Origin of the sequence: Pontibacter rufus (genome assembly GCF_015694705.1) — a bacterium.
GTDB lineage: Bacteria > Bacteroidota > Bacteroidia > Cytophagales > Hymenobacteraceae > Pontibacter > Pontibacter rufus.
Genome location: NZ_JADQDR010000011.1, coordinates 151,322 through 170,501, shown reverse-complemented (window position 1 = coordinate 170,501; position 19,180 = coordinate 151,322). Strand labels below are relative to the sequence as shown.

Here is a 19,180-nt window from a genome sequence, read left to right as displayed (position 1 = left end):
ATACCCGGAACAAATAGCAAGTATGGCAACACCTGAGAAACAAGAAGTATGGCTGCGCGGACCAATACCCGGCATACCCGGACTATTGCAACCTGTGGCACATGCGCTGCTGCAGGCACGCGAGGAAGTAGAAAAGCTGATGCAGGGCTTCCCGGATGATCTGCTGTGGGAAAAGCCTGTCGGTGTGGCATCGCCTGGCTTTCACTTACAACATTTGCGTGGCGTACTGGACAGGCTGTTCACCTATGCGCGTGGCGAACAACTCACGGAGGAGCAGCTTGTGGCGTTGAGAGCAGAAGGAAAAGTGCCGGAGCAGGAGGGGAATGTGCAGGATTTGGTGCGGGCGTTTGACCGGCAGGTGAGCAAAGCCCTGGATCAACTTCGACATACGGATGATCAGCAACTGCTGGCACCACGCGGTGTCGGGCGGGCGAAGATTCCTTCCACGGTTTTAGTGTTACTGGTGCATGCCGCGGAGCATACACAGCGGCATGTGGGGCAACTGCTAGTAACAGCGCGCGTACTGCAAGGCGCTTAAGCCCGCAGCCGGGCAGCTTTCAGGTCGGAAAATACATCCGGCTCCTGCGCCTGTTAGAGAATTCCTGAATTTAGGCTTATCTTTAAGGGCATGTCCGCTCTAAAGCCGGGTGTGCTGCGTTTGTTTTAAGTCTGATACCATTTCCGCAAAATGCTAAAAATCTACCAGGTCATCAGTATGGCCCTGCTTGTGGCCCTCACCCAAACCTCCTGCTCCAGTACAAAAGCTGCACAGCCACAGAGCGAAACCGCAAAAACAGAAAAGCCCAAACCTGCCTCCAAAAGTGGTATCAGGAGCTACGATGAGGTAATTACAAAAGACGCTGTGTCAGACAAAGGTGTTTTCACCATCCACAGGGTCAACGATAAATATTACTACGAAATACCGGACTCCCTGCTGCAGCGCGACTTCCTTTGGATAAGCCGCTTTGCCGATCTGCCATCCGGACTTGGCGGTGGGTATGTAAACGCAGGTTCTTCGGTAAACGAGCAAATGGTGGTGTGGCAAAAGTTTGAGGACAAGATCGTCCTGAAAACAAAATCCTATAATGCCTATGCCGCCGACTCTCTGCCGATCAGCCTTTCTGTGAAGGCGAACAATTATCAGCCTACGATTTATGCCTTTGATATCGCGGCGCTGTCTAAGGATTCAGCAGGTTATGTGATTGATGTTACTAAACTTTTGCAGAGTGATGTGAAAGCGTTCAGCGGCCTCGATGCTGAAATGCGAAAAACATACAAAGTCAGCAAACTGGACAATGACAGGAGTTTTATTCACAGCGCCAAAAGCTTTCCGCTGAACATAGAGGTGAAGCAGGATTTTACTTATGATGCTGCCGAGCCACCCTCTAATGCCGCCACCGGTTCTATCAGCCTGATGATGAACCAGTCGATGGTATTGTTGCCGAAAGTGCCGATGCAGCCCCGTATCAACGATTACCGCGTCGGGTACTTCAATATCAGCCAGTACGATTATGGTTCTGAAGCGCTGAAGGCCGACGAGAAGACTTACATCCGCCGCTGGAACCTGGTGCCGAAAGATATAGAAGCTTATAAAAGAGGCGAACTTGTAGAGCCGGTGAAGCCTATTGTATACTATCTCGACCCGGCCACACCTGAAAAGCTGCGGCCCTACATTAAAGCCGGCGTGGAGCAGTGGCAGCAGGCTTTCGAGACGGCTGGTTTTAAGAACGCCATCATTGCCAAAGATCCACCTTCGCCGGAGGAAGACCCTGATTTCAGCCCCGAAGATGTGCGCTACTCTGTAATACGCTACGTAGCCAGCACTACCCGCAACGCCATGGGCCCGAGCGTGTCTGATCCGCGTTCAGGTGAGATTATCGAAAGTGACATTATCTGGTACCACAACCACCTGCGCTCCTACAGAAATCGGTACCTGCTGGAGACCGGAGCTGCTAACCCAAGTGCCCGCACCTTGGATACGCCTATGGATGATTTGGGTGAAATGATGAAAGAGGTGATTACGCACGAAGTTGGCCACGCCCTGGGTTTGCCGCACAACATGAAGGCCAGCTCCGCCTACCCAACCGATTCCCTGCGTTCGGGCAGGTTTACGCAAAAGTATGGTATTGCTGCTACCATCATGGATTATGCGCGCTATAACTATGTGGCTCAGCCGGGCGATAAGAATATCCGCTTTGTCCGCCAGTTAGGCCCTTACGACCATTATGCCATTAACTGGGGCTACCGCTATCTGCCAGAAGCCAAAACGCCGGAAGCAGAAGTGCCGGTACTTTCCAAATGGATAAACGACAAGTCCGGCAATCCGATTTACCAGTTTGGCAGCGGCAGCGGCGGTTACGACCCCGGAAGCCAGACAGAAGGTATAGGCGCTGATATCGTAAAAGCCAGCACCTACGGCATGAAGAACCTGAAGCGTGTTGCGCCGAACCTGTATGACTGGACGGCTGCCGAAACCAACAACTATGACGATCTGGAAGAGCTGTATGACGAGCTGTTAGGCGTATGGAGCCGCTACATTGGCCATGTGGTAACCAATGTGGGTGGTGTGAACGAAAACCGCCTGAAGCCCAACCAGGAGGGGTTTGTTTATACACCGGTTGCTGCCAAAGAGCAAACAGCCTCGCTGGATTGGCTGCTGAAGAACGCCTTTTCTTCACCTGATTGGCTCCATCAGTCAAAAATCAGCAGGAATATTCACCATGCCAGCTACGTAGAGAACATCCGCAGCCTGCAGGTCCGCCATCTCAACAACCTGCTATCGGCAGACAGAATGACCCGCCTGATGGAGAATGAAGTGAATCATGTAGACTACAACGCCCTTGATATGGTGCGCCAGCTGCAGCATGGTATCTGGAGCGAAATCTATAGCGGCGCGCAGGTAGACATCTTCCGCAGAAACCTGCAAAAGGCTTACCTGGACAGGATGGATTACCTGCTAAACGAAGAACCGAAATCAGAAACCAGAAGCAGCCGTAACGGAACACCCGTAGATCTCAGCCAGTCTGACATACGCTCTATTGTGCGCGGAGAGCTGGTGAAACTGCAAAGCCAGTTAAAGAGCGCCCGGAGCCATTATTCCAGCGACCTCACCAGGTATCATATAGATGATGCGATAGTGAGGATTGAAAATATTCTGAATCCGAAGCACAACCCGGCATAACAGAAAAGCCCTTCTAACCAGAAGGGCTTTTCTGTTATAGGTATCCGCCCCTAACAGCCTGACATCGCAGCAGTTTTTCATGTATGGCATGATTAGGGTGAGGTGGTTTTCGTCAGGATGTGTTGCGTTATACTTCTTTAGCCTATAAAGCAGTGTTTGTACTGGTTTAAAGGCCAAAGAGGTTGCCGATAAAACTTATATCGCTGCTACTTGCACAAAAAAGAACCCCGCAGCTTTGGGCAACGGGGTTCAGGTCGGGTTAGTTAGGTATATATAGTTGTTTGCTTGTTAAGCCGTTTGTTGTTTTTCAGCAGAGAACGCTTTGATCACAGAATCAGAAAATCGCTCCATCTCCTCTAACTGCGGACTGCATTGCAGCAGGAAAAAGTCTACGCCGACTGCTTCAAATGCGGCAATGCGGTCCTGAATCTGGGCAGGTGTACCTGCCAGGCCGGTGCGCAGGCCACGGTTCGATACCGAATAATCCTGCAGCGATACCTGCTGTTCCAGCTGTGTGCCCGCCAGCCATTGCTGGTAATTATCATAACCGGCGGCGGAGGCCTGCACGTTTGTGATGCGATCCAATTCGGCTTTTACTTCTGCTTCCGAGTCGCGCACAATACTGTAAGCGGCCACGCCGAACTTCATCGGCGGGAGGCCCAGCGCTTCGCGACGACGACGCATGTCGGCTATGCGTTCCCCGATTTTCTCCGGGGTATCGCCGTGCATCACGTAGCCGTCACACTGGGTGCTGATCATGGTTTTAGCTGCTTCCGACTCGCCTCCGGCATAAATAAAGGGCTTTCTGGCGGGCTTGGGCTGCAGCACGTTGTCTTCTACTTTATAGTATTTGCCATTGTAGGTAACATGGTCGCGCTCCCACACGCTGGTTACAATGTCCAGCCATTCGCTGGTGCGGGCGTAGCGGTCGTCGTGCTGTTCAAACTGGATGCCATACTTGGTTGCTTCATCGCGCCACCAGCTCGACACCACATTCAGCGACAGACGGCCGTTGCTGATGAGGTCGATGTTGGCGGCTTGTTTGGCCAGCAGCGCCGGGTTGTGGAACGTGGGGCGCACGGCCACCATTATCTCCAGTTGCTCGGTTACAGCTGCCAGGGCCGCTGCCGTAGACCAGGCATCCAGAGCGGGCGCTTCCTGGCCTTTGATGTCGTTTAAGTATAATTCAGCAATCAGGGACAGACTATAGCCCCAGTCTTCGCTCTTCTGCGCCAGCTTTTTAATGTAATTCCAGGAGGTATCCATGCCCTCATCCGGAACATTGCGGAGCCATCCGCCAAAAACAGGTAACCAATATCCGAACTCCATAGCTATACCTCCTGTAGTTTAAGTTGCGCTTTCTTCTCCAGGAAATCCACCAGACGCGCGTGCGGGTTAAAGCCAATCACATTCACGGCATCCGCCACAAAGTTAGACAGGGCGTTGATGTCGTAGTAGTAAATCTGGCCGTCGCGGTCGTCTACCATGTACTCGATGCCGCCTACATCAATCCCCGCTTCCTGCATAATGCGCTCTATGTTATTAATCACCTCTTGCGGCGGCGTATAAGCCTCCACGCGCATGCCGTTCTTCGGGGCATCCAGGGCGCAGGCATTGCGGGCCAGCTCTTTGCCGTTGGTCGTCTGGCAGATGTCGGCAGGGCAGAGGTTAAAACTTTCGCCGGAAGTATACACATTGATGCCGTACAGGTACTTGCCACCCAGCGTTTCTACGCGCGTAATGTGCCCCTCGCGGGCCTGAATGTACTCCTGCACCAGGGCCGTGTGGTCGATGCCGAGCTTTACTTCGCCAGCAGCTACTGCTTGTTCCAGTTCCTCCGCAGAATCGTAGCGCACAATGCCGGCGCCGCTGCCGCCGATATTGGCCTTCACCACCACCGGAAAGCGCAGACCTTCAGAAGCCTTTACCGCCTGCGATGCATGGTTGATGATGCGGGCTTTCGGGTAAGGCAGGCCCAATTTTTCGAGCAACGTTATTTGCAGCGCTTTGGAGGTTTCGTATTGAAACGCTTTGTAGCCGTTTATGACCGGCACGCCCGTAGATTCTAAGTATGCCAGCAGGTTTAAAGTATAAAAAATGCCGTTTTCGTTGTTGCGCAGGTAAGCCGAAGGGCTCATGCGGTTAAAAAAGAGGCTGTAAGGCACTTCCTGCTGCGCCGGGTCATAGGTATGGGCGGCGGCGTTCAGGCGCTCGTAGGCGATGCCACGGGCATCCAGTTCGTTGAACAAGGGGCGGAACCAGTCCGGGTGCTCATGGAAAATAGCTATGGGTTTATTGGAGTTGTATGTCGACATAAATGTTTGTTTTATATGTTAAAAGCAGCGGAAGTATAACGCGCTACAGGTTGTGTTAAATAACTATGGTGAGGGTTTAGCCTTATATAGGTTAAAGCAGGAAGGAACAAGGTATACGGTTGCAAACAGGCGATAGTTTGTTCCTTAGCTGCACGGGGTAAAAACTGGCAGAAGGAATAAATTACGCACCATCCGCCTGAAACCAACGCAGCATTAGCAGAAACAACAGTGTGCCGGAGAAGTATAAAATGAAGTGTTACCGTTGAGAACCCGGGTAAACCGATCTGCCGGAGCGGCAGAAAAAGAGATAGTGGTGTGTTGCATTTTCGTAATTTATAGGCCCTAAACTATTTAGGCAGGATGTAGCACCTGGTTTTTTAACTGGTTGCTAGAAGTTCACAGAGCCTGATCTCTCCCTTCTTCTTTATAAACCAACTACTGTGAGGGTAATTGACTTTACAGATGCAAAATTGGCTGCCAAAGTTGACAAAAACAAGTTTTGCACCAGGAATAATGTAGCAACATTGATATTAAAAGTCTTCACCAACTTTATGCATGCTTACTATTGCTGCCTTCAAGTGCCGCATTCCAAAAAGTCTCCCTTTGAAGGAGGCAGGAGATAATCACTACCCGAGCTATACTTGCACAGCTTATACTTGTCTTCATACTTACACACTTAAAAATACACCTCATTTATACTTCATGTTGAAGTATAAATACCTGCCCGCAGAAGTAAATCATCCCCCTGCCCATTTTAAAGGGGGACAAAAGTAAACTGGGCATAATATCAGGTATAAGCTGGATTAACAGGCTGCTTATTTTTTCAGCCATTCCAGCAGCTGTTTCAGTTCTGCGGAAGTATATACTTTGCCGTCGAAGATTACAGCATGTATGGCCTGTGTATTCCGGATGTCTTCCAGGGGGTTCTTGTCCAGCAGCACCAGATCGGCCGCTTTGCCGGTGGCAACGGTGCCATACTTATCCGCTTTGCCCATCACGTTTGCGCCATTAATGGTAGCTGTTCTTAAAGACTGGGCAGGAGTAAGGCCGGCCTCCTGCAGCAGTTCCAGTTCTTTGTGCAGTGACGGCCCGGGGTATATATACGAGTTGAAAGCGCCGGCATCGGAGCCTGCCAGAATGGTTACGCCTGCGGCCTGCATGGCCGGAACCATACCTTGAAACTTTGCATTCAGATTGCGCGCAAAAGCTACGGCTTCCGGCGATTGCCGCTTGGCGCTGTTGATTCTGCCGTCATAGGTTTTGATAATGCCATCACCTATATAAGCCAGGTAATCATCGTGGCTGTGGTCGTCCTGCTGCAGGTGGTTGAGCACGCGGCTGATGTATAAAGTCGGCGTAACGGCGGTGTGGTGCGCAGCCATTTTCCGGAAGAGCTGTTGTGCCGTAGCCGGGGCGTAGGTATCGTAAAGCCAGTGAAGGGCTGTGTAAAAGCCAACGGGTTTATCGGTTTTGGCGCTGGCCCGGATAACGCTCGTGATGCTGTCTTCCCGGGGAGATCCCGCTTTGAAAGCGTAGTATAGATGCTCTGTTATATCAAGGCCGTTGTCGATGGCTTCGCCGAGTTTGGCCGTAAACGGCATGTGTCCTGCTGTAAGCATGCCCCTTGCCTCCGCCTCCTTTACAATCGCCTGGAAAACATCTCCTGAAATCGTGCTATCATAGATCTTCACAAAGTCTACCCCCAGTTTTTGCAGTGAGTCGAGGGCGGCAGGCACTTCGGCGACAGTCGCTACTTCGATAGAGCCGGCCCAGGTCGGCTTGGGCCCATCCAGCTTAGGCCCGGCAGAAATAATATGGGGACCGGCCAGCTTGCCGGCCTCTATCTGCCGGCGCCATTCCCGCACAGCAGGGTATAAATCGCCGCCCGCGTCGCGCACGGTCGTAATGCCATTGGCGATATAAAGGGGCAGCAGGTTTCTGTTTTCAGCCTCCAGCGCCTCACCGCCGCGCAGGTGCACGTGGTTGTCCCAGAGGCCGGGGATCAGGTACTTGCCTTTTGCCTCCAGAGTGGTGGCAGCTCTATACTTTTTAGCTTCGCCGCCATCAGCTATCTCCACGATGGTGCCTTTGTCGATTACGACAGTTTTATTTTTCAGCACCTGGCCCTGTTCCACATCCACTACATTGGCGTGCGTCAGCAGCAAATCATAGCTATGGGTTTGCCTGAGCGCATTGCAGCTACAAAGGCAGGCACTCAGCAAAAAAAGCAATAGGAGGTATGGCGGCTTTTGTAGTTGCATTAGATTTAATATTTCGGATAAATAGTATAGCAAGATAAGGAAATCAGGCAGATATGCGGATGTATGGCAGCTATACTTTTATATCATATAAAAGTAAACTAACTGGATTATAAATCCATATGGTTCGAAACACGGGAAATCTCTCCTGGAGGAGAGCCTGACGCGGGAGGTTTAGAGTTGCAGGCAAAGCACCGAAGCGGCGGCACTAGGCTCACGAACATACTTCATAGGAGGTGTTCCATTCTTTTGCAAAATTCCCTGCCTTGTTTTGCCTCAGCGGATAGTTTTCAGGTATAGTTCTTCCACTTTCTGGCGTGCCCAGGGTGTTTTACGCAAAAATGTCAGGCTCGATTTTATACTTGGGTCGTGCTTAAAGCAGTTGATGTTAATTTTATAGCCCAGGTGTTCCCAGCCATAATAATCCACCAGGTGTTCGAGTATCGCCTGGAGTGTTTTGCCGTGCAGCGGGTTATTTTTCTGTTCTTCTGCCATCGGTGCAAAAATAACAAATTCTGCCGATACGCTGCCGCGGCAAAGAAATTTAGACTAGAAGCCGAGCGGCTTGCCGGGTTCAAAATCCAGCACAAGCGAGTTCATGCAGAAGCGCTTGCCGGTGGGCGGCGGCCCATCATCGAATAAATGGCCCAGGTGCGCCTCGCAACGGCCGCACAACACTTCCGTTCTGTCCATGCCGTACGAATGGTCGGGCTGGTAGATGACGCCGTTTTTCCTGATTGGCTCAAAGAAGCTGGGCCAGCCGCACTCGCTCGCGAACTTGGCATCGGAGCGGAACAGGGCGTTTCCGCAGGCAGCGCAATAATAAGTGCCGATGCCTGTGGCGTTCCAGTACTTTCCGGTAAAGGCCCGCTCGGTGGCCTTGTTCCGCGCTACCTGGTATACATCATTTGGCAGCACCTTTTTCCAGGTGGCGTCCGGCAGGTTCAGCTTTGTGGTGTCGGTGCGGGAATAGTAGGGATTCTTCGGGTGTTGTGCCTGCGCGGTGGTTTGCTTTTGGTTTACCGGGAGCGGCTTGCTCTGGCTCTGGCAACCTGGCAGCAAAAAGACTGACAGGGCAAGTATAAGTATGAATTGCTTGATCATGGTGTTTTGTAAAGCTGTGTTTAACTAACGATGTAGCGGCAGGAGCAGATTGCCATTGCCATACTTTCTTATACAAAAATTGTGCGGGAGAATGGACGGGGAGGTGTTTTATAGATTTAAGAGGCAAGACCGTAATTTTCTTTTATCCAAATTAATGAAATATCGCTGTCACTGTTATTACTTCTAATATCCCCTATGGTTAGTACATAAAGTGAGCAAAGCATAGCCGAAGCTTGATTTATGTGCCTTGTTAGTAGATGATTTTCATTAAAATTTTATCTCTTCTTAAGCTCTGTGTTGATGTTCCATAACAAATCATCAATACGAGTGCCGTCAAACACTTTAACTGATATTGACAAAGCCTTGCCAAAATCGTTTAATAGCTGTCTATCTAAAGACTGCTGATTATCTACCTTGTCTCTTATTTCTTTTAATGTTAATGTCATTACTTTAAATACATTAAGCTGTCCATCATCAATGATACTTTTGTTTGTATTGATAATATTCTCCATTAATTCATGTGCTTCATGAAGGTTCTCAGAAAGCTCCCTTGAATACATTGCCTAAATTTTATGACTAACTATTCAATCAATATTAAAATTTTAATTGCAAGTAACGGATTTGTGCAGCTGAAGCCTGCAGCGGAGCGGGGGTTAAGGTTGCACTAGCCTAGAGCAGGTACTTTTCCAATTCATCAGGATTTCTTCTGGTGTCCCAGATTACCAAAATTAATATTTCTTCTTCTTTCAATTCGTAAAAGATGGAAAAGGTGCCCTTCACCAGAACACGCACTTGAGGTTCAGATGTCTTGGAGCCCAAGAAATTATTAATTTGAAGCTTTTCTATAATATTGACAATCTCGTCTGCCAGCTTTCTACTATAGGTACTGCTCCCGTTCCTTTCGTTGTAGAATTCTAAAGTTGCTTTGAAATCAAGCCGGGCTTCTTTAGACCAGACTATGCGCTTTTTAGCCATGAATCTATATCTCGCTTTATTTCTTCCTGAGAATAGGTTTCACCGTTTGTGTATTGCTGTCTTGCTTTGTTTATTTTCTCTTGCTCAAATTGGCTAAGACTATAATAATCTGTTGCGACTTTAGCGTCCGTGAGTATTTTAAGCGCATTTAAAAAAGCTTCATCATTGATAGCTTGGATGCGCTGGATAAGTATATTTTTTAGATTATTAGCTTCCATGGTTTACTAAATTATCAGTATAAATGTACTGAATCTATAAGAATGAAGTTAGTTTATTTTATTCAGTATAAGCCCCAACGAGCCGCGTGCATGCTGAGCCTGAAGCGATAGCGAAGGTTGGGCATGCATTGTGTTGTTACATGTTTTTCTTTTATTTCTTTACCCAAGCCCCTGATAAATCTTCATACTCCCATTCTGCTTGCTCTATCGCATCATCTATTGTTTCATGCCACGTATCGGTTACAGATTCCCAATTCGAATCACAACCGAACAGGTAAAAGCCTTCTTCATTTTCATATTTACAGATAGCAAGTCCAACAGTGGGGTTTACTGATTTTCCGATATGGATGTGTACAATTTTTCCCGTAGCCCTTCTTCCTTCTACAAAAGCATAAAGTATAACCTTTGCTCCACCAACTATGTCTGGTGCGTCTTTCATCGTTTTAGTTATTCTTTTTAGTCATTTGGAAAGCATTCTTAACTTGCAATTTGCCCACTAACTATCTGCTAAACATAAACCTACGCTTTTGTACGGAGAATAACTGCCTGTTTTCTCATCAGAATTTTACTGGTTCCTATAACATAACAAGCCTTCTCTTATCGGACACCATCTAGCATCAGGAATTCACAATCATACCTCCGTTTAACAAAGAGCTTCTTATACTTGCTGGTTATAGCTGTATTCAATAAAATCAGCTATTTCCTAAGTCCCGATTACTTTGATTAGCATTCCTTTTTCTACCTTGTCGGTAAGTTCCATGCCGTTAAGTATGGCCAGTTCTTCCATTCTGGCATCCGGCACTTTAAACGTTTTTAGCGCCTGTGCCAATGTGCCGCTTTGCTGTATTGTCTTTATCTGTACACGTTCGGCCTGCTTGTTGAGCTTAGCAGGATCTGTCAGGGATTTAAAGCTTTGCATGGTGTTGCTAAAGGTCTGGAAATAGGCATCGAAATCTGCGGCGCTCGTAATGCCCATCACGCTGTAAATATTGCCGCCATACTGTATCAGGTACGTAAGCGTCCGGACAGCTGGCTGTTGCTGTTGTTGTCCCTGCTGCTGCTCCGGCTGCTGATCAGCAACGATGGCCAGTGCAGGAAGCCCGTTTACGGTTACGCTTTTAGAATCTACAGGCTGCAACTTGTATTGTTGCAGCATCTGCTGTGCCGCTGCTTCCAGTGTTTCGCCCGGTGCCAGTGTTAGTATCATCACGGCCTTGCCATCTTTTGGCGCCAGTTGTACCTGCTGCGGGCTGTTCATGTGGCTCCAGGTGGGCGGTATCTGGAACTGGAATTTGAGCACCGGATGATAGAAAACGTTATTTTCGACGAAACCCTGCTTTGGATCTTCACCATAAATTATTCCATCTATCATTCTGAGGTAATCGTTCCTGTTTATCTCTGCCTTGGTTACATTTTCCTTTAGTTTCCATTCGGCTGCCAGTTCATGCACCCGCACATACCTGTCGCCTGGGTTTGGGTGTGTGGAAAGGAAATCAGGAATGGGGGCTGCACCGCTTTGTTCCTGCTGTCGTTGCAGCGTCAGGAAGAAGTCGGCCATTTCGGTGGCGTCGTAGCCTATTTTGGTAGAATATTCTACGCCCAGCAAATCCGACTCACGCTCATCATCCCGCCCGAATTTCAGAAACAACAGGCTCACGCCCTGTGAGGCGGCGTCAGCAAACTGCGCAAATTCAGGTGATATCACCATCCCGGCAATCAGCCCGACCTGCGCCAGTACGGCTTTGCTTTGCTGCTGCGCCGAATGGCGGGCGGCAATATGGCCTATTTCGTGGCCCAGCACACCGGCAAACTGGGCTTCGTTGTTGAAATACGCCATGATGCCCCGCGTAAAGTATACGTAGCCGCCCGGCACAGCAAAAGCATTAATCACGGGCGAATCGAGGATCTTAAATTCATACTTGATGTTGGGCCGGTGCGAGATGGCAGCCATCTGCTGTCCTTTTTCCTGAATAAACTTTTGCAGTTCCGGATCCTCATAAAGTCCGAATTGTGCGACAATCTGCGGATCTGCCTCCCGGCCCATGGCAATTTCCTGCTCTTCGGATACAAGTATGAAATCCCTTCCGCCTGTTACCGGGTTGGTGGCGCAGGAGTTAAACAGGAGAAAAACAGAAATCAGGAAGAGATTAAAAGTATGTTTGCGCATGTTACCTCTATTTAGTTAAACATTTATTCAGGTGTTGGGGAGCAGCGTATAAACAGGAGCCTTGTGGCTACTATGTTCTTTTCCGGTTTCTTTCCACAAAAGCCGCCCGGCCGGAGCCGATGCTGTAGCGCTGGTAGTGCAGCGGGTTTTTCTTGTAATAATCCTGATGATAAGTTTCTGCAGGATAAAAGGGCCTGGCCGGAAGTATGGGTGTTACGATGGGAGCATTAAATTTACCGCTTTGTGCCAGCTCCTGCTTTGATTGCTCTGCCATCTTTTTTTGCGCTTCATTGTGGTAAAAAATAGCAGTCTGGTAGGAAGAGCCACGATCGGCAAACTGTCCACCGGCATCTGTCGGGTCAATCTGCTCCCAGAATACCGACAGCAACTCGGTGTAGGGTATAATAGCCGGGTCAAAGGTGATTTGCACAGCCTCATAATGGCCTGTTGTATCGGAGCATACCTGCTCATAGGTCGGGTTTTCTACCTCTCCGCCGGTATAGCCCGACACCACTTTTATAACACCGGGCCAGGTGTCAAAAGGTTTTACCATACACCAGAAGCACCCGCCTGCAAAAGTTGCCAGTTCATACTGTTTATCCTGTTCCGTTATCTTATTCATTCCTCGGTTGGTTTAAGTTAATCTGATAAAAATATACCTGTATAAGTATACCGTGCCTACTCTGGAGACCTGCAGGCAGGGCTGTACTTTGCCTGAAAGAAACATATTCGGCAGCCTGCCCTGCAGGTTGGTACACAACTGTTTACTTTAACGGAATAATACAGTAGCTGTTTTCCGGAGGGATAAAGGTTGCAGCATAGAGGACACAACCATACATGATTGCGCGCCCGGAAAAAGGCGTAGCCGACTCCTGATTTCTTTTGCAAATCAGCAGCGCCTGTATATCAGGAGTGAAGCGGACAAATGCCCGAAGCGTCGGCTACTTAGCGGCACAACACCGGCGTACGGAATGAACATTGATATTTTGTGCCAAAGCAGCAGGCGCACCGGCAAGCCGCAGTAACCAAAATAGGCGCCGCTTGCCGGTATAATAAGAGAAAGGAATTTGTAAGCTGATTTTATACCTGCCTGTACTTGTCAGGGCTGCAGGGCCGCTTCGGCAGCAGCCCGGATGGCAGATACTTTAGCAGCATCTGCAGCAAAATGCTCATACTCCGACAAGGGCGTCGCGCTGGCCATAAAAAGATCGTTTCGCCGGAAAAGCATGTCACCATCCGTCCTGCTGCGGGCCGAAGTATGGTATTCGCCTGCGCCCGTTTGGGTGATAAGCTGCTGTACGTTCTGCTCATTTATACCTGCGCCGGGCATAATGATTATCCGGTCGTTTGCTTTTTTTACCAGTTCGCTGATAAGTTGCGCGCCCGCAAGCGCCGTGGGCTGCTGGCCGGAAGTCAGCAGCCGGTCTGCTTTTAGCTGCAGCAAATCATCGAGTGCCCGGAACGGATCAGGCGTTAAATCAAAAGCCCGGTGAAAGGTGATGCTGAGCGGATAAGCAAGCGTCATCAGCTCGCCCGTTCTGGCTGTATCTATGTTGCCATCGGCTTTTAAGATGCCAAGCACGACCCCGTCGGCCCCGAGCTTCTTAGCCACTTCTATATCATGCTTCATGATGTCGAACTCCAGATCAGAGTATAAAAAATCACCTCGCCGGGGCCGGATGAGCACGTGCAGCCCAATACTTATATGCGCCCGCGTCAGGGCTATCATACCTGCGCTGGGCGTGGTGCCTCCTTCTATCAGGCTGTCGCATAACTCCACACGCTGCGCACCGCCCTGTTCGGCCGCGATGGCAGCGTGTGCCGAATCAACACAAATCTCTGCCACTAGTTTCTGCCCGGCCATACTTAAGTTAATTTGAAAATTGAAGATGTATAAATTTGAAACGCTGGTATACAGGGTCTTGCTAAATAGAAGGCCATCGTTTTAATCGTCTCTGCTTTAAGGTGTCACAGCTAACTTATAGGTTTTGTTGTAGCGAGTTGTTCTTCATTTTATCTTGCCATAGCAACTTCATAGACAGGAAGTAATCTGACTCAAAAGCAATGGCTCTAATTTCATCTACTTCAAATTCATAGTCATACTTTTTTTCCACAGAACCATCTGATTTAACCATATCTATTCTTAAAAGACTATCTGTTACCTCTGATATTTTGCCATAGAAGACTTCTGCTTCGTTGTTGTCTTGAAACTCGAACAGACCATACTTTTGCTCTGACCATCTCAATAGGTGAACAGTTGAGCCAAACAGATTAATGTTGGAGCCGAAGTTGAATCCTTCTGGGTATTCTGCTTTAACTTCTTTAAGCTGTAGAACTTTTTCTATGGCTGCTTCTTTATCTATGGCTGCTTCTTTAGACGAATGCTTTCTTTCTTCAATGAAGATTTTCTTATAGATTTTATAGCCGTCTATCTGATAATCCACTGGTATATACTTGACCAGAACCCATTCGTCATTTTCGTCAATGACGAGACCTGTTTCTGGCTCTCCCCATGCAGCAATATGAAAAGTCTCTACTTTCATAATTCCTATTCCCTACAACTAACTGCCTGCTTACAACTTGCTTTTGGCGTTTGTTAATGTGCTGCCGGATTTGTCGCGAACGGCGTAATCGAATCCTTTTTGTATGCAGTAGCCGCCATACTCGCCCTGCTTGTTGAGGGCAATAAACCCGACCTGCAGATCCTTTACATCCTTTTGTTTGGCAATAATGCGCTCTACCGCCAGTTTGCAGGCCTGCTCCGGCGAGTTGCCCTGGCGCATCAGTTCCACCACCAAGTGGCTGCCGACCATCCGGATCACGGCTTCTCCCAAGCCTGTGGCTGTGGCGGCTCCTACTTCGTTATCAACAAACAGACCGGCACCGATAATGGGCGAGTCTCCTACGCGGCCGTGCATTTTGTAAGCGGCGCCGCTGGTAGTGCAGGCGCCCGCCAGGTTACCCTGCGCATCCAGCGCCAGCATCCCGATGGTGTCGTGGTTTTCGATGTTGATGACCGGTTTATACTTCGATTCCTTCAGCCATTGTTGCCAGTCTTTATAAGATTCGGGCGTCAGGAGGTCTTCTTTCTGAAAACCCTGTGCCAGAGCAAACTGCAAAGCACCTTCGCCGACCAGCATGACGTGTGGCGTTTCTTCCATTACCTTGCGGGCAACCGATATCGGGTGTTTGATGTGCTCCAGAAAGGCGACCGAGCCGCAGTTGCTGTCTTTGTCCATAATGCAGGCATCCAACGTTACATGGCCTTCCCGATCGGGGAAGCCGCCATAACCTACGGTTCTTACATTCGGGTCTCCTTCGGGCACCCGCACGCCTGCTTCTACGGCATCCAGCGCCTGCCCGCCCTGCGATAAGATTTCCCAGGCGGCCGCATTGGCCGGAATGCCGTGGTTCCAGGTAGAGATAACCACGGGCTTGTTCATTTTTCCTTTTCCCGGAGAGCCGGCAAACGCTTTGCCAATAGGGTAGAGGCCGCTTGCCATGGTGGCGCCCCAGGCCGACAATCTGAGAAAATTTCTTCTGCTGTTCATAAGTATTTATCCGGTATGTGCTGTTTAATGAAGGAGAGGGTAAACGCTCCGACAGATGCTAACAAAGCACTATTTAACGCTTATGTGGCATATTTAAAAGCCATACTTAAAATTGGCGCAGAAATATTGCTGCCTTTATACTTCAGATGGGCAGGATAGGCCACAACTATTGCCGTAAAAATATGTATAAATAGTTGAAATAATATATCTATACTTGCCTGCTGCGCTGGTGCAAATATTTTTAAAGGACTTTCTGAAGAACAGAGCATGAGTAAGAAGCTTTCAATCCGCGACATTGGGAATCAGTTGGGTGTTTCAGTTACAACGGTTTCTTTTATACTGAACGGAAAAGCAAAGGAGAAAAGAATCAGTGAAAGCCTAACCAGGAAAGTGCTGGCTTTTGTGGAAGAAGTTGGTTTTAAGCCAAACTCAATTGCGCAGGGCTTAAGAACGGGTAAGTCTAAAATTATCTGCCTGATGGTGGAGGATATTTCAAATGTTTTTTTTGCGCAGGTAGCCCGCCTTATCGAAGAAGAAGCCCACAACAAAGGTTACCGCATTCTTTACTGCAGCACAGAAAACAAAGTGGAAAAAACCCGTGATCTGATCAGGATGTTCAGAGACAGGCTTATCGACGGATATATCATAACGCCGCCAGAGGGAGTGGAGGAGGACATTAAACTGCTGATAGACGACAATATTCCTGTAATACTGGCTGACCGTTTTCTGCCTGCGCTGAAATCCAGTTACGTGGTGATTGATAATGCCAACAGCACACATCACGCCGTTAGTCACCTCACTGCGCAGGGTTTCCGGCACGTGGCCTTTGTTACCCTGGATTCAGAACAAACCCAGATGGTGGATCGCCTGCGGGGCTACGAGCAAGCCATGGAGGCGCAGGGCCTGCCCGTTTCGGTGCTGAAACTGAACTTTGATGATTCTGCCACACAGAACATTACCCGGATAGCCTCCTACCTGAAAGCGCATAGAGAAACCGATGCTGTATTGTTTGGCACCAATTACATCGGCATCTGGGGATTGCAGGCCCTCAAAACCCTGAACCTGCATATCCCGTCTGATATTGGGGTGGTATCTTTTGATGATCATGATCTCTTTAAGCTGCACAACCCGCCAATTACGGCAATTGCCCAGCCGGTAGAAGAAATCTCCAGGCAAATTATCCGCCTGATGTTAAATTCTTTGGATGGATCTGATATCGGAAGCAACATCCAGGAGATTGTTCTGCCTGCTAAATTAATCATCAGGGAGTCCTCCGAGTTGCATCGCAACCCTGTTTCTCTTTGATTTTTAAGTATAGCGGCCGGAAGCGGAAAAAGAGCTGAAGCCGTCCAGCGATTATGCTGCCCGGAAGATATTTTGTGCGTTTTCCCAGATGTGCATGGATGATTTACGCCTTGTAAACGGCCACGATCGAAGCTGCTGCCTGAGGCATAAACGGGCCTGTAATTTTAGTTTGTGGTACTGGCAGGAAGTAAATTGCTGTTGAAACATTGCTTTTGATGCTGTAAATATATATTATAGCAGTGGCAAATGGTAGATTTGGCAAAAACTGTGGCAAATGCTTTATACTTGATACGCTGAGCCACAATAGTTTAATGCTGTATCTGTCCTCCTTTCACCCTTGATTCGCATAGTTTTTATGGCAGCTTTCCAGATTAAAGAACAACCAAAGAAGTATGATGCAGTTATAGTAGGCTCCGGCGCCGGCGGCGGCATGGCGGCTTATACATTGGCTAAGTCGGGCTTAAAGGTATGCCTGCTCGAAGCCGGGCCCATGTTTGATCCGGCTACTGATTCAGCGCAGCTGAAAAACCCCTGGGAATCTCCGCGAAGGGGTGCCTCCACCAAGTTCCGTCCTTTCGGCGACTTTGACGGTTGCTACTGGGGATGGGAAATAGACGGAGAGCCTTATACAAAAGCAGAAGGCACCGAGTGGGACTGGTGGCGCGCCAGAATGCTGGGCGGAAGAACCAACCACTGGGGGCGCATCTCGCTCCGCTTCGGGCCTAAGGATTTCAAGCATAAAAGTATAGACGGCCTGGGCGAGGACTGGCCAATCGGCTATGAGGATGTAAAGCCATTCTATGACAAAGTAGACAGGCTGATAGGCGTATTCGGTACCAACGAAGGGCTGGAAAATGAGCCTGATGGTATTTTCCTGCCACCCCCGCTGCCGCGCCTGCACGAACTGAAAATAAAAAAGGCCGCGAACGGAATTGGCATTCCGGTTATTCCTTCGCGCTTATCTATTCTCACCAAAAAAATAAACGACGAGCGCGGGCAGTGTTTTTACTGCGCGCAGTGCGGCCGCAGCTGCAAAGTATACGCTGACTTCTCTTCATCGTCCTGCCTGGTAAAGCCTGCCGTAGCCACCGGAAATGTGGATGTGATACCCAATGCCATGGCACGCGAGGTTGTAACCAATGCCGATGGGCTGGCAACAGGCGTATCTTATGTCGATAAGGATGATATGATGGAGTACCAGGTAGATGGGCGGGTGGTGATACTTGCCGCCAGTGCCTGCGAAAGCGCCCGGTTATTGCTCAACTCCGTTTCGCGCCGTCACCAGAACGGACTGGCCAACTCTAGCGATGTAGTGGGTAAATATTTACACGACTCAACCGGTGCCTCTGTGAGCGGCGTATTGCCCGAACTGATGGGCCGCAAACGTTACAACGAAGATGGCGTAGGCGGCATGCACGTGTACACACCCTGGTGGCTGGATAACAAAAAACTCGATTTCCCGAGGGGCTATCACATTGAGTATTGGGGCGGTATGCAGCAACCTGCCTATGGCTTCGGATGGGGTATAGAAGGATTGAACGGGAAACTTGAGATGCATGGCAAAACCAAGGAAGCAGGCGGCTATGGCAAATCACTGAAAGAAGATTACCGGTTTATGTATGGCGCAGGTGTCGGCATGGCCGGTCGCGGCGAAGCCCTTGCTTTAGAAAGTAATTACTGCGAAATTGATCCCAACGTGGTCGATATATATGGCATCCCTGTGCTGCGGTTTAACGTGAAGTATTCTGATTACGAGATCAACCAGGCGAAACACATGAACCAGACCTTCAAAGAGATTCTGCACGAAATGGGCGCTATCATTACCTCTGGCGGCGATGCCGGGCCGCATAATAACTGGGGCTTGCAGGTGCCGGGCAAAATCATACACGAAGCGGGCACGGTGCGGATGGGAAATGACCCTAAAAAATCGGCCCTGAACAAATGGAGCCAGGCGCATGATTGCAAGAACCTGTTTTGCGTGGATGGCGGCCAGTTTGTGTCGCAGGGTGATAAAAATATCACCTGGACCATCATGGCCTTGTCTATGCGGGCTTCGGAGTATATTATTGATGAAATGAAAAAGCAAAATCTCTAATCAGGTTTAAC

General features: G+C 49.2%; 18 protein-coding genes and 1 riboswitch. Of the genes, 4 read left to right on the top strand and 14 right to left on the bottom strand.

Annotated elements, in window-relative coordinates; translation table 11 throughout:
• Nucleotides 1-22: 22 nt before the first annotated feature.
• Nucleotides 23-538, top strand: a complete 516-nt coding sequence (locus I2I11_RS17730) for a DinB family protein (protein WP_196269075.1) — start codon at nucleotides 23-25, stop codon at nucleotides 536-538.
• Between the two features lie 150 nt (nucleotides 539-688).
• Nucleotides 689-3,181, top strand: coding sequence for a zinc-dependent metalloprotease (locus I2I11_RS17725; protein WP_196269074.1), 2,493 nt, complete (start codon nucleotides 689-691; stop codon nucleotides 3,179-3,181).
• A 288-nt stretch (nucleotides 3,182-3,469) separates the two neighbouring features.
• Here I2I11_RS17725 and I2I11_RS17720 read toward each other — a convergent pair whose 3' ends face one another.
• From I2I11_RS17720 to I2I11_RS17655, 14 genes are all read right to left on the bottom strand, one after another.
• Complete coding sequence (locus I2I11_RS17720) at nucleotides 3,470-4,510, bottom strand: LLM class flavin-dependent oxidoreductase (protein WP_196269073.1); 1,041 nt, start codon at nucleotides 4,508-4,510, stop codon at nucleotides 3,470-3,472.
• A gap of 2 nt (nucleotides 4,511-4,512) precedes the next feature.
• Complete coding sequence (locus I2I11_RS17715; RefSeq protein WP_196269072.1) at nucleotides 4,513-5,496, bottom strand: ATP-grasp domain-containing protein; 984 nt, start codon at nucleotides 5,494-5,496, stop codon at nucleotides 4,513-4,515.
• 330 nt (nucleotides 5,497-5,826) lie between these two features.
• Nucleotides 5,827-5,929, bottom strand: a riboswitch (SAM riboswitch).
• Between the two features lie 382 nt (nucleotides 5,930-6,311).
• Nucleotides 6,312-7,757: an amidohydrolase family protein gene (locus I2I11_RS17710; RefSeq protein ID WP_196269071.1), complete on the bottom strand. Its 1,446-nt coding sequence runs from the start codon at nucleotides 7,755-7,757 to the stop codon at nucleotides 6,312-6,314.
• Nucleotides 7,758-8,030: 273 nt separating this feature from the next.
• Nucleotides 8,031-8,249, bottom strand: a complete 219-nt coding sequence (locus I2I11_RS17705) for a VF530 family protein (protein WP_196269070.1) — start codon at nucleotides 8,247-8,249, stop codon at nucleotides 8,031-8,033.
• Between the two features lie 54 nt (nucleotides 8,250-8,303).
• Nucleotides 8,304-8,858, bottom strand: a complete 555-nt coding sequence (msrB, locus tag I2I11_RS17700; RefSeq protein WP_196269069.1) for a peptide-methionine (R)-S-oxide reductase MsrB — start codon at nucleotides 8,856-8,858, stop codon at nucleotides 8,304-8,306.
• Between the two features lie 275 nt (nucleotides 8,859-9,133).
• The gene (locus tag I2I11_RS17695; protein ID WP_196269068.1) at nucleotides 9,134-9,370 is read right to left on the bottom strand and encodes a hypothetical protein; all 237 of its coding nucleotides are present in this window, start codon (nucleotides 9,368-9,370) and stop codon (nucleotides 9,134-9,136) included.
• 157 nt (nucleotides 9,371-9,527) lie between these two features.
• Complete coding sequence (locus I2I11_RS17690) at nucleotides 9,528-9,833, bottom strand: type II toxin-antitoxin system RelE/ParE family toxin (protein ID WP_196269067.1); 306 nt, start codon at nucleotides 9,831-9,833, stop codon at nucleotides 9,528-9,530.
• Complete coding sequence (locus I2I11_RS17685) at nucleotides 9,815-10,051, bottom strand: hypothetical protein (RefSeq protein WP_196269066.1); 237 nt, start codon at nucleotides 10,049-10,051, stop codon at nucleotides 9,815-9,817. Before I2I11_RS17685 ends, I2I11_RS17690 begins: the two co-directional genes overlap by 19 nt.
• 151 nt (nucleotides 10,052-10,202) lie before the next feature.
• On the bottom strand, nucleotides 10,203-10,490 hold the full coding sequence (locus I2I11_RS17680; protein WP_196269065.1) for a hypothetical protein: 288 nt from the start codon (nucleotides 10,488-10,490) through the stop codon (nucleotides 10,203-10,205).
• Nucleotides 10,491-10,754: 264 nt separating this feature from the next.
• A complete protein-coding gene (locus tag I2I11_RS17675) occupies nucleotides 10,755-12,218 on the bottom strand; it encodes a M48 family metalloprotease (RefSeq protein WP_196269064.1) in 1,464 nt (487 codons plus the stop codon).
• Between the two features lie 70 nt (nucleotides 12,219-12,288).
• A complete protein-coding gene (gene msrA, locus I2I11_RS17670; protein ID WP_196269063.1) occupies nucleotides 12,289-12,840 on the bottom strand; it encodes a peptide-methionine (S)-S-oxide reductase MsrA in 552 nt (183 codons plus the stop codon).
• Between the two features lie 477 nt (nucleotides 12,841-13,317).
• Complete coding sequence (locus I2I11_RS17665) at nucleotides 13,318-14,082, bottom strand: copper homeostasis protein CutC (RefSeq protein ID WP_196269062.1); 765 nt, start codon at nucleotides 14,080-14,082, stop codon at nucleotides 13,318-13,320.
• Between the two features lie 115 nt (nucleotides 14,083-14,197).
• Nucleotides 14,198-14,761, bottom strand: coding sequence for a hypothetical protein (locus I2I11_RS17660; RefSeq protein ID WP_196269061.1), 564 nt, complete (start codon nucleotides 14,759-14,761; stop codon nucleotides 14,198-14,200).
• Nucleotides 14,762-14,791: 30 nt separating this feature from the next.
• On the bottom strand, nucleotides 14,792-15,769 hold the full coding sequence (locus tag I2I11_RS17655; protein WP_196269060.1) for an isoaspartyl peptidase/L-asparaginase family protein: 978 nt from the start codon (nucleotides 15,767-15,769) through the stop codon (nucleotides 14,792-14,794).
• Between the two features lie 267 nt (nucleotides 15,770-16,036).
• On the opposite strand from I2I11_RS17655, the gene I2I11_RS17650 reads away from it, so the two are divergent.
• Both I2I11_RS17650 and I2I11_RS17645 read left to right on the top strand, forming a co-directional pair.
• Complete coding sequence (locus I2I11_RS17650; protein ID WP_196269059.1) at nucleotides 16,037-17,074, top strand: LacI family DNA-binding transcriptional regulator; 1,038 nt, start codon at nucleotides 16,037-16,039, stop codon at nucleotides 17,072-17,074.
• Nucleotides 17,075-17,429: 355 nt separating this feature from the next.
• The gene (locus I2I11_RS17645) at nucleotides 17,430-19,169 is read left to right on the top strand and encodes a GMC family oxidoreductase (RefSeq protein ID WP_196269058.1); all 1,740 of its coding nucleotides are present in this window, start codon (nucleotides 17,430-17,432) and stop codon (nucleotides 19,167-19,169) included.
• Nucleotides 19,170-19,180: the final 11 nt, after the last annotated feature.

Bases quoted from the DNA above. Each gene is read 5' to 3' on its own strand.
- I2I11_RS17730 (WP_196269075.1), top strand. From the start codon at position 23: ATGGCAACACCTGAGAAACAAGAAGTATGGCTGCGCGGACCAATACCC.
- I2I11_RS17725 (WP_196269074.1), top strand. From the start codon at position 689: ATGCTAAAAATCTACCAGGTCATCAGTATGGCCCTGCTTGTGGCCCTC.
- I2I11_RS17720 (WP_196269073.1), bottom strand. From the start codon at position 4,510: ATGGAGTTCGGATATTGGTTACCTGTTTTTGGCGGATGGCTCCGCAAT.
- I2I11_RS17715 (WP_196269072.1), bottom strand. From the start codon at position 5,496: ATGTCGACATACAACTCCAATAAACCCATAGCTATTTTCCATGAGCAC.
- I2I11_RS17710 (WP_196269071.1), bottom strand. From the start codon at position 7,757: ATGCAACTACAAAAGCCGCCATACCTCCTATTGCTTTTTTTGCTGAGT.
- I2I11_RS17705 (WP_196269070.1), bottom strand. From the start codon at position 8,249: ATGGCAGAAGAACAGAAAAATAACCCGCTGCACGGCAAAACACTCCAG.
- msrB (WP_196269069.1), bottom strand. From the start codon at position 8,858: ATGATCAAGCAATTCATACTTATACTTGCCCTGTCAGTCTTTTTGCTG.
- I2I11_RS17695 (WP_196269068.1), bottom strand. From the start codon at position 9,370: ATGGAGAATATTATCAATACAAACAAAAGTATCATTGATGATGGACAG.
- I2I11_RS17690 (WP_196269067.1), bottom strand. From the start codon at position 9,833: ATGGCTAAAAAGCGCATAGTCTGGTCTAAAGAAGCCCGGCTTGATTTC.
- I2I11_RS17685 (WP_196269066.1), bottom strand. From the start codon at position 10,051: ATGGAAGCTAATAATCTAAAAAATATACTTATCCAGCGCATCCAAGCT.
- I2I11_RS17680 (WP_196269065.1), bottom strand. From the start codon at position 10,490: ATGAAAGACGCACCAGACATAGTTGGTGGAGCAAAGGTTATACTTTAT.
- I2I11_RS17675 (WP_196269064.1), bottom strand. From the start codon at position 12,218: ATGCGCAAACATACTTTTAATCTCTTCCTGATTTCTGTTTTTCTCCTG.
- msrA (WP_196269063.1), bottom strand. From the start codon at position 12,840: ATGAATAAGATAACGGAACAGGATAAACAGTATGAACTGGCAACTTTT.
- I2I11_RS17665 (WP_196269062.1), bottom strand. From the start codon at position 14,082: ATGGCCGGGCAGAAACTAGTGGCAGAGATTTGTGTTGATTCGGCACAC.
- I2I11_RS17660 (WP_196269061.1), bottom strand. From the start codon at position 14,761: ATGAAAGTAGAGACTTTTCATATTGCTGCATGGGGAGAGCCAGAAACA.
- I2I11_RS17655 (WP_196269060.1), bottom strand. From the start codon at position 15,769: ATGAACAGCAGAAGAAATTTTCTCAGATTGTCGGCCTGGGGCGCCACC.
- I2I11_RS17650 (WP_196269059.1), top strand. From the start codon at position 16,037: ATGAGTAAGAAGCTTTCAATCCGCGACATTGGGAATCAGTTGGGTGTT.
- I2I11_RS17645 (WP_196269058.1), top strand. From the start codon at position 17,430: ATGGCAGCTTTCCAGATTAAAGAACAACCAAAGAAGTATGATGCAGTT.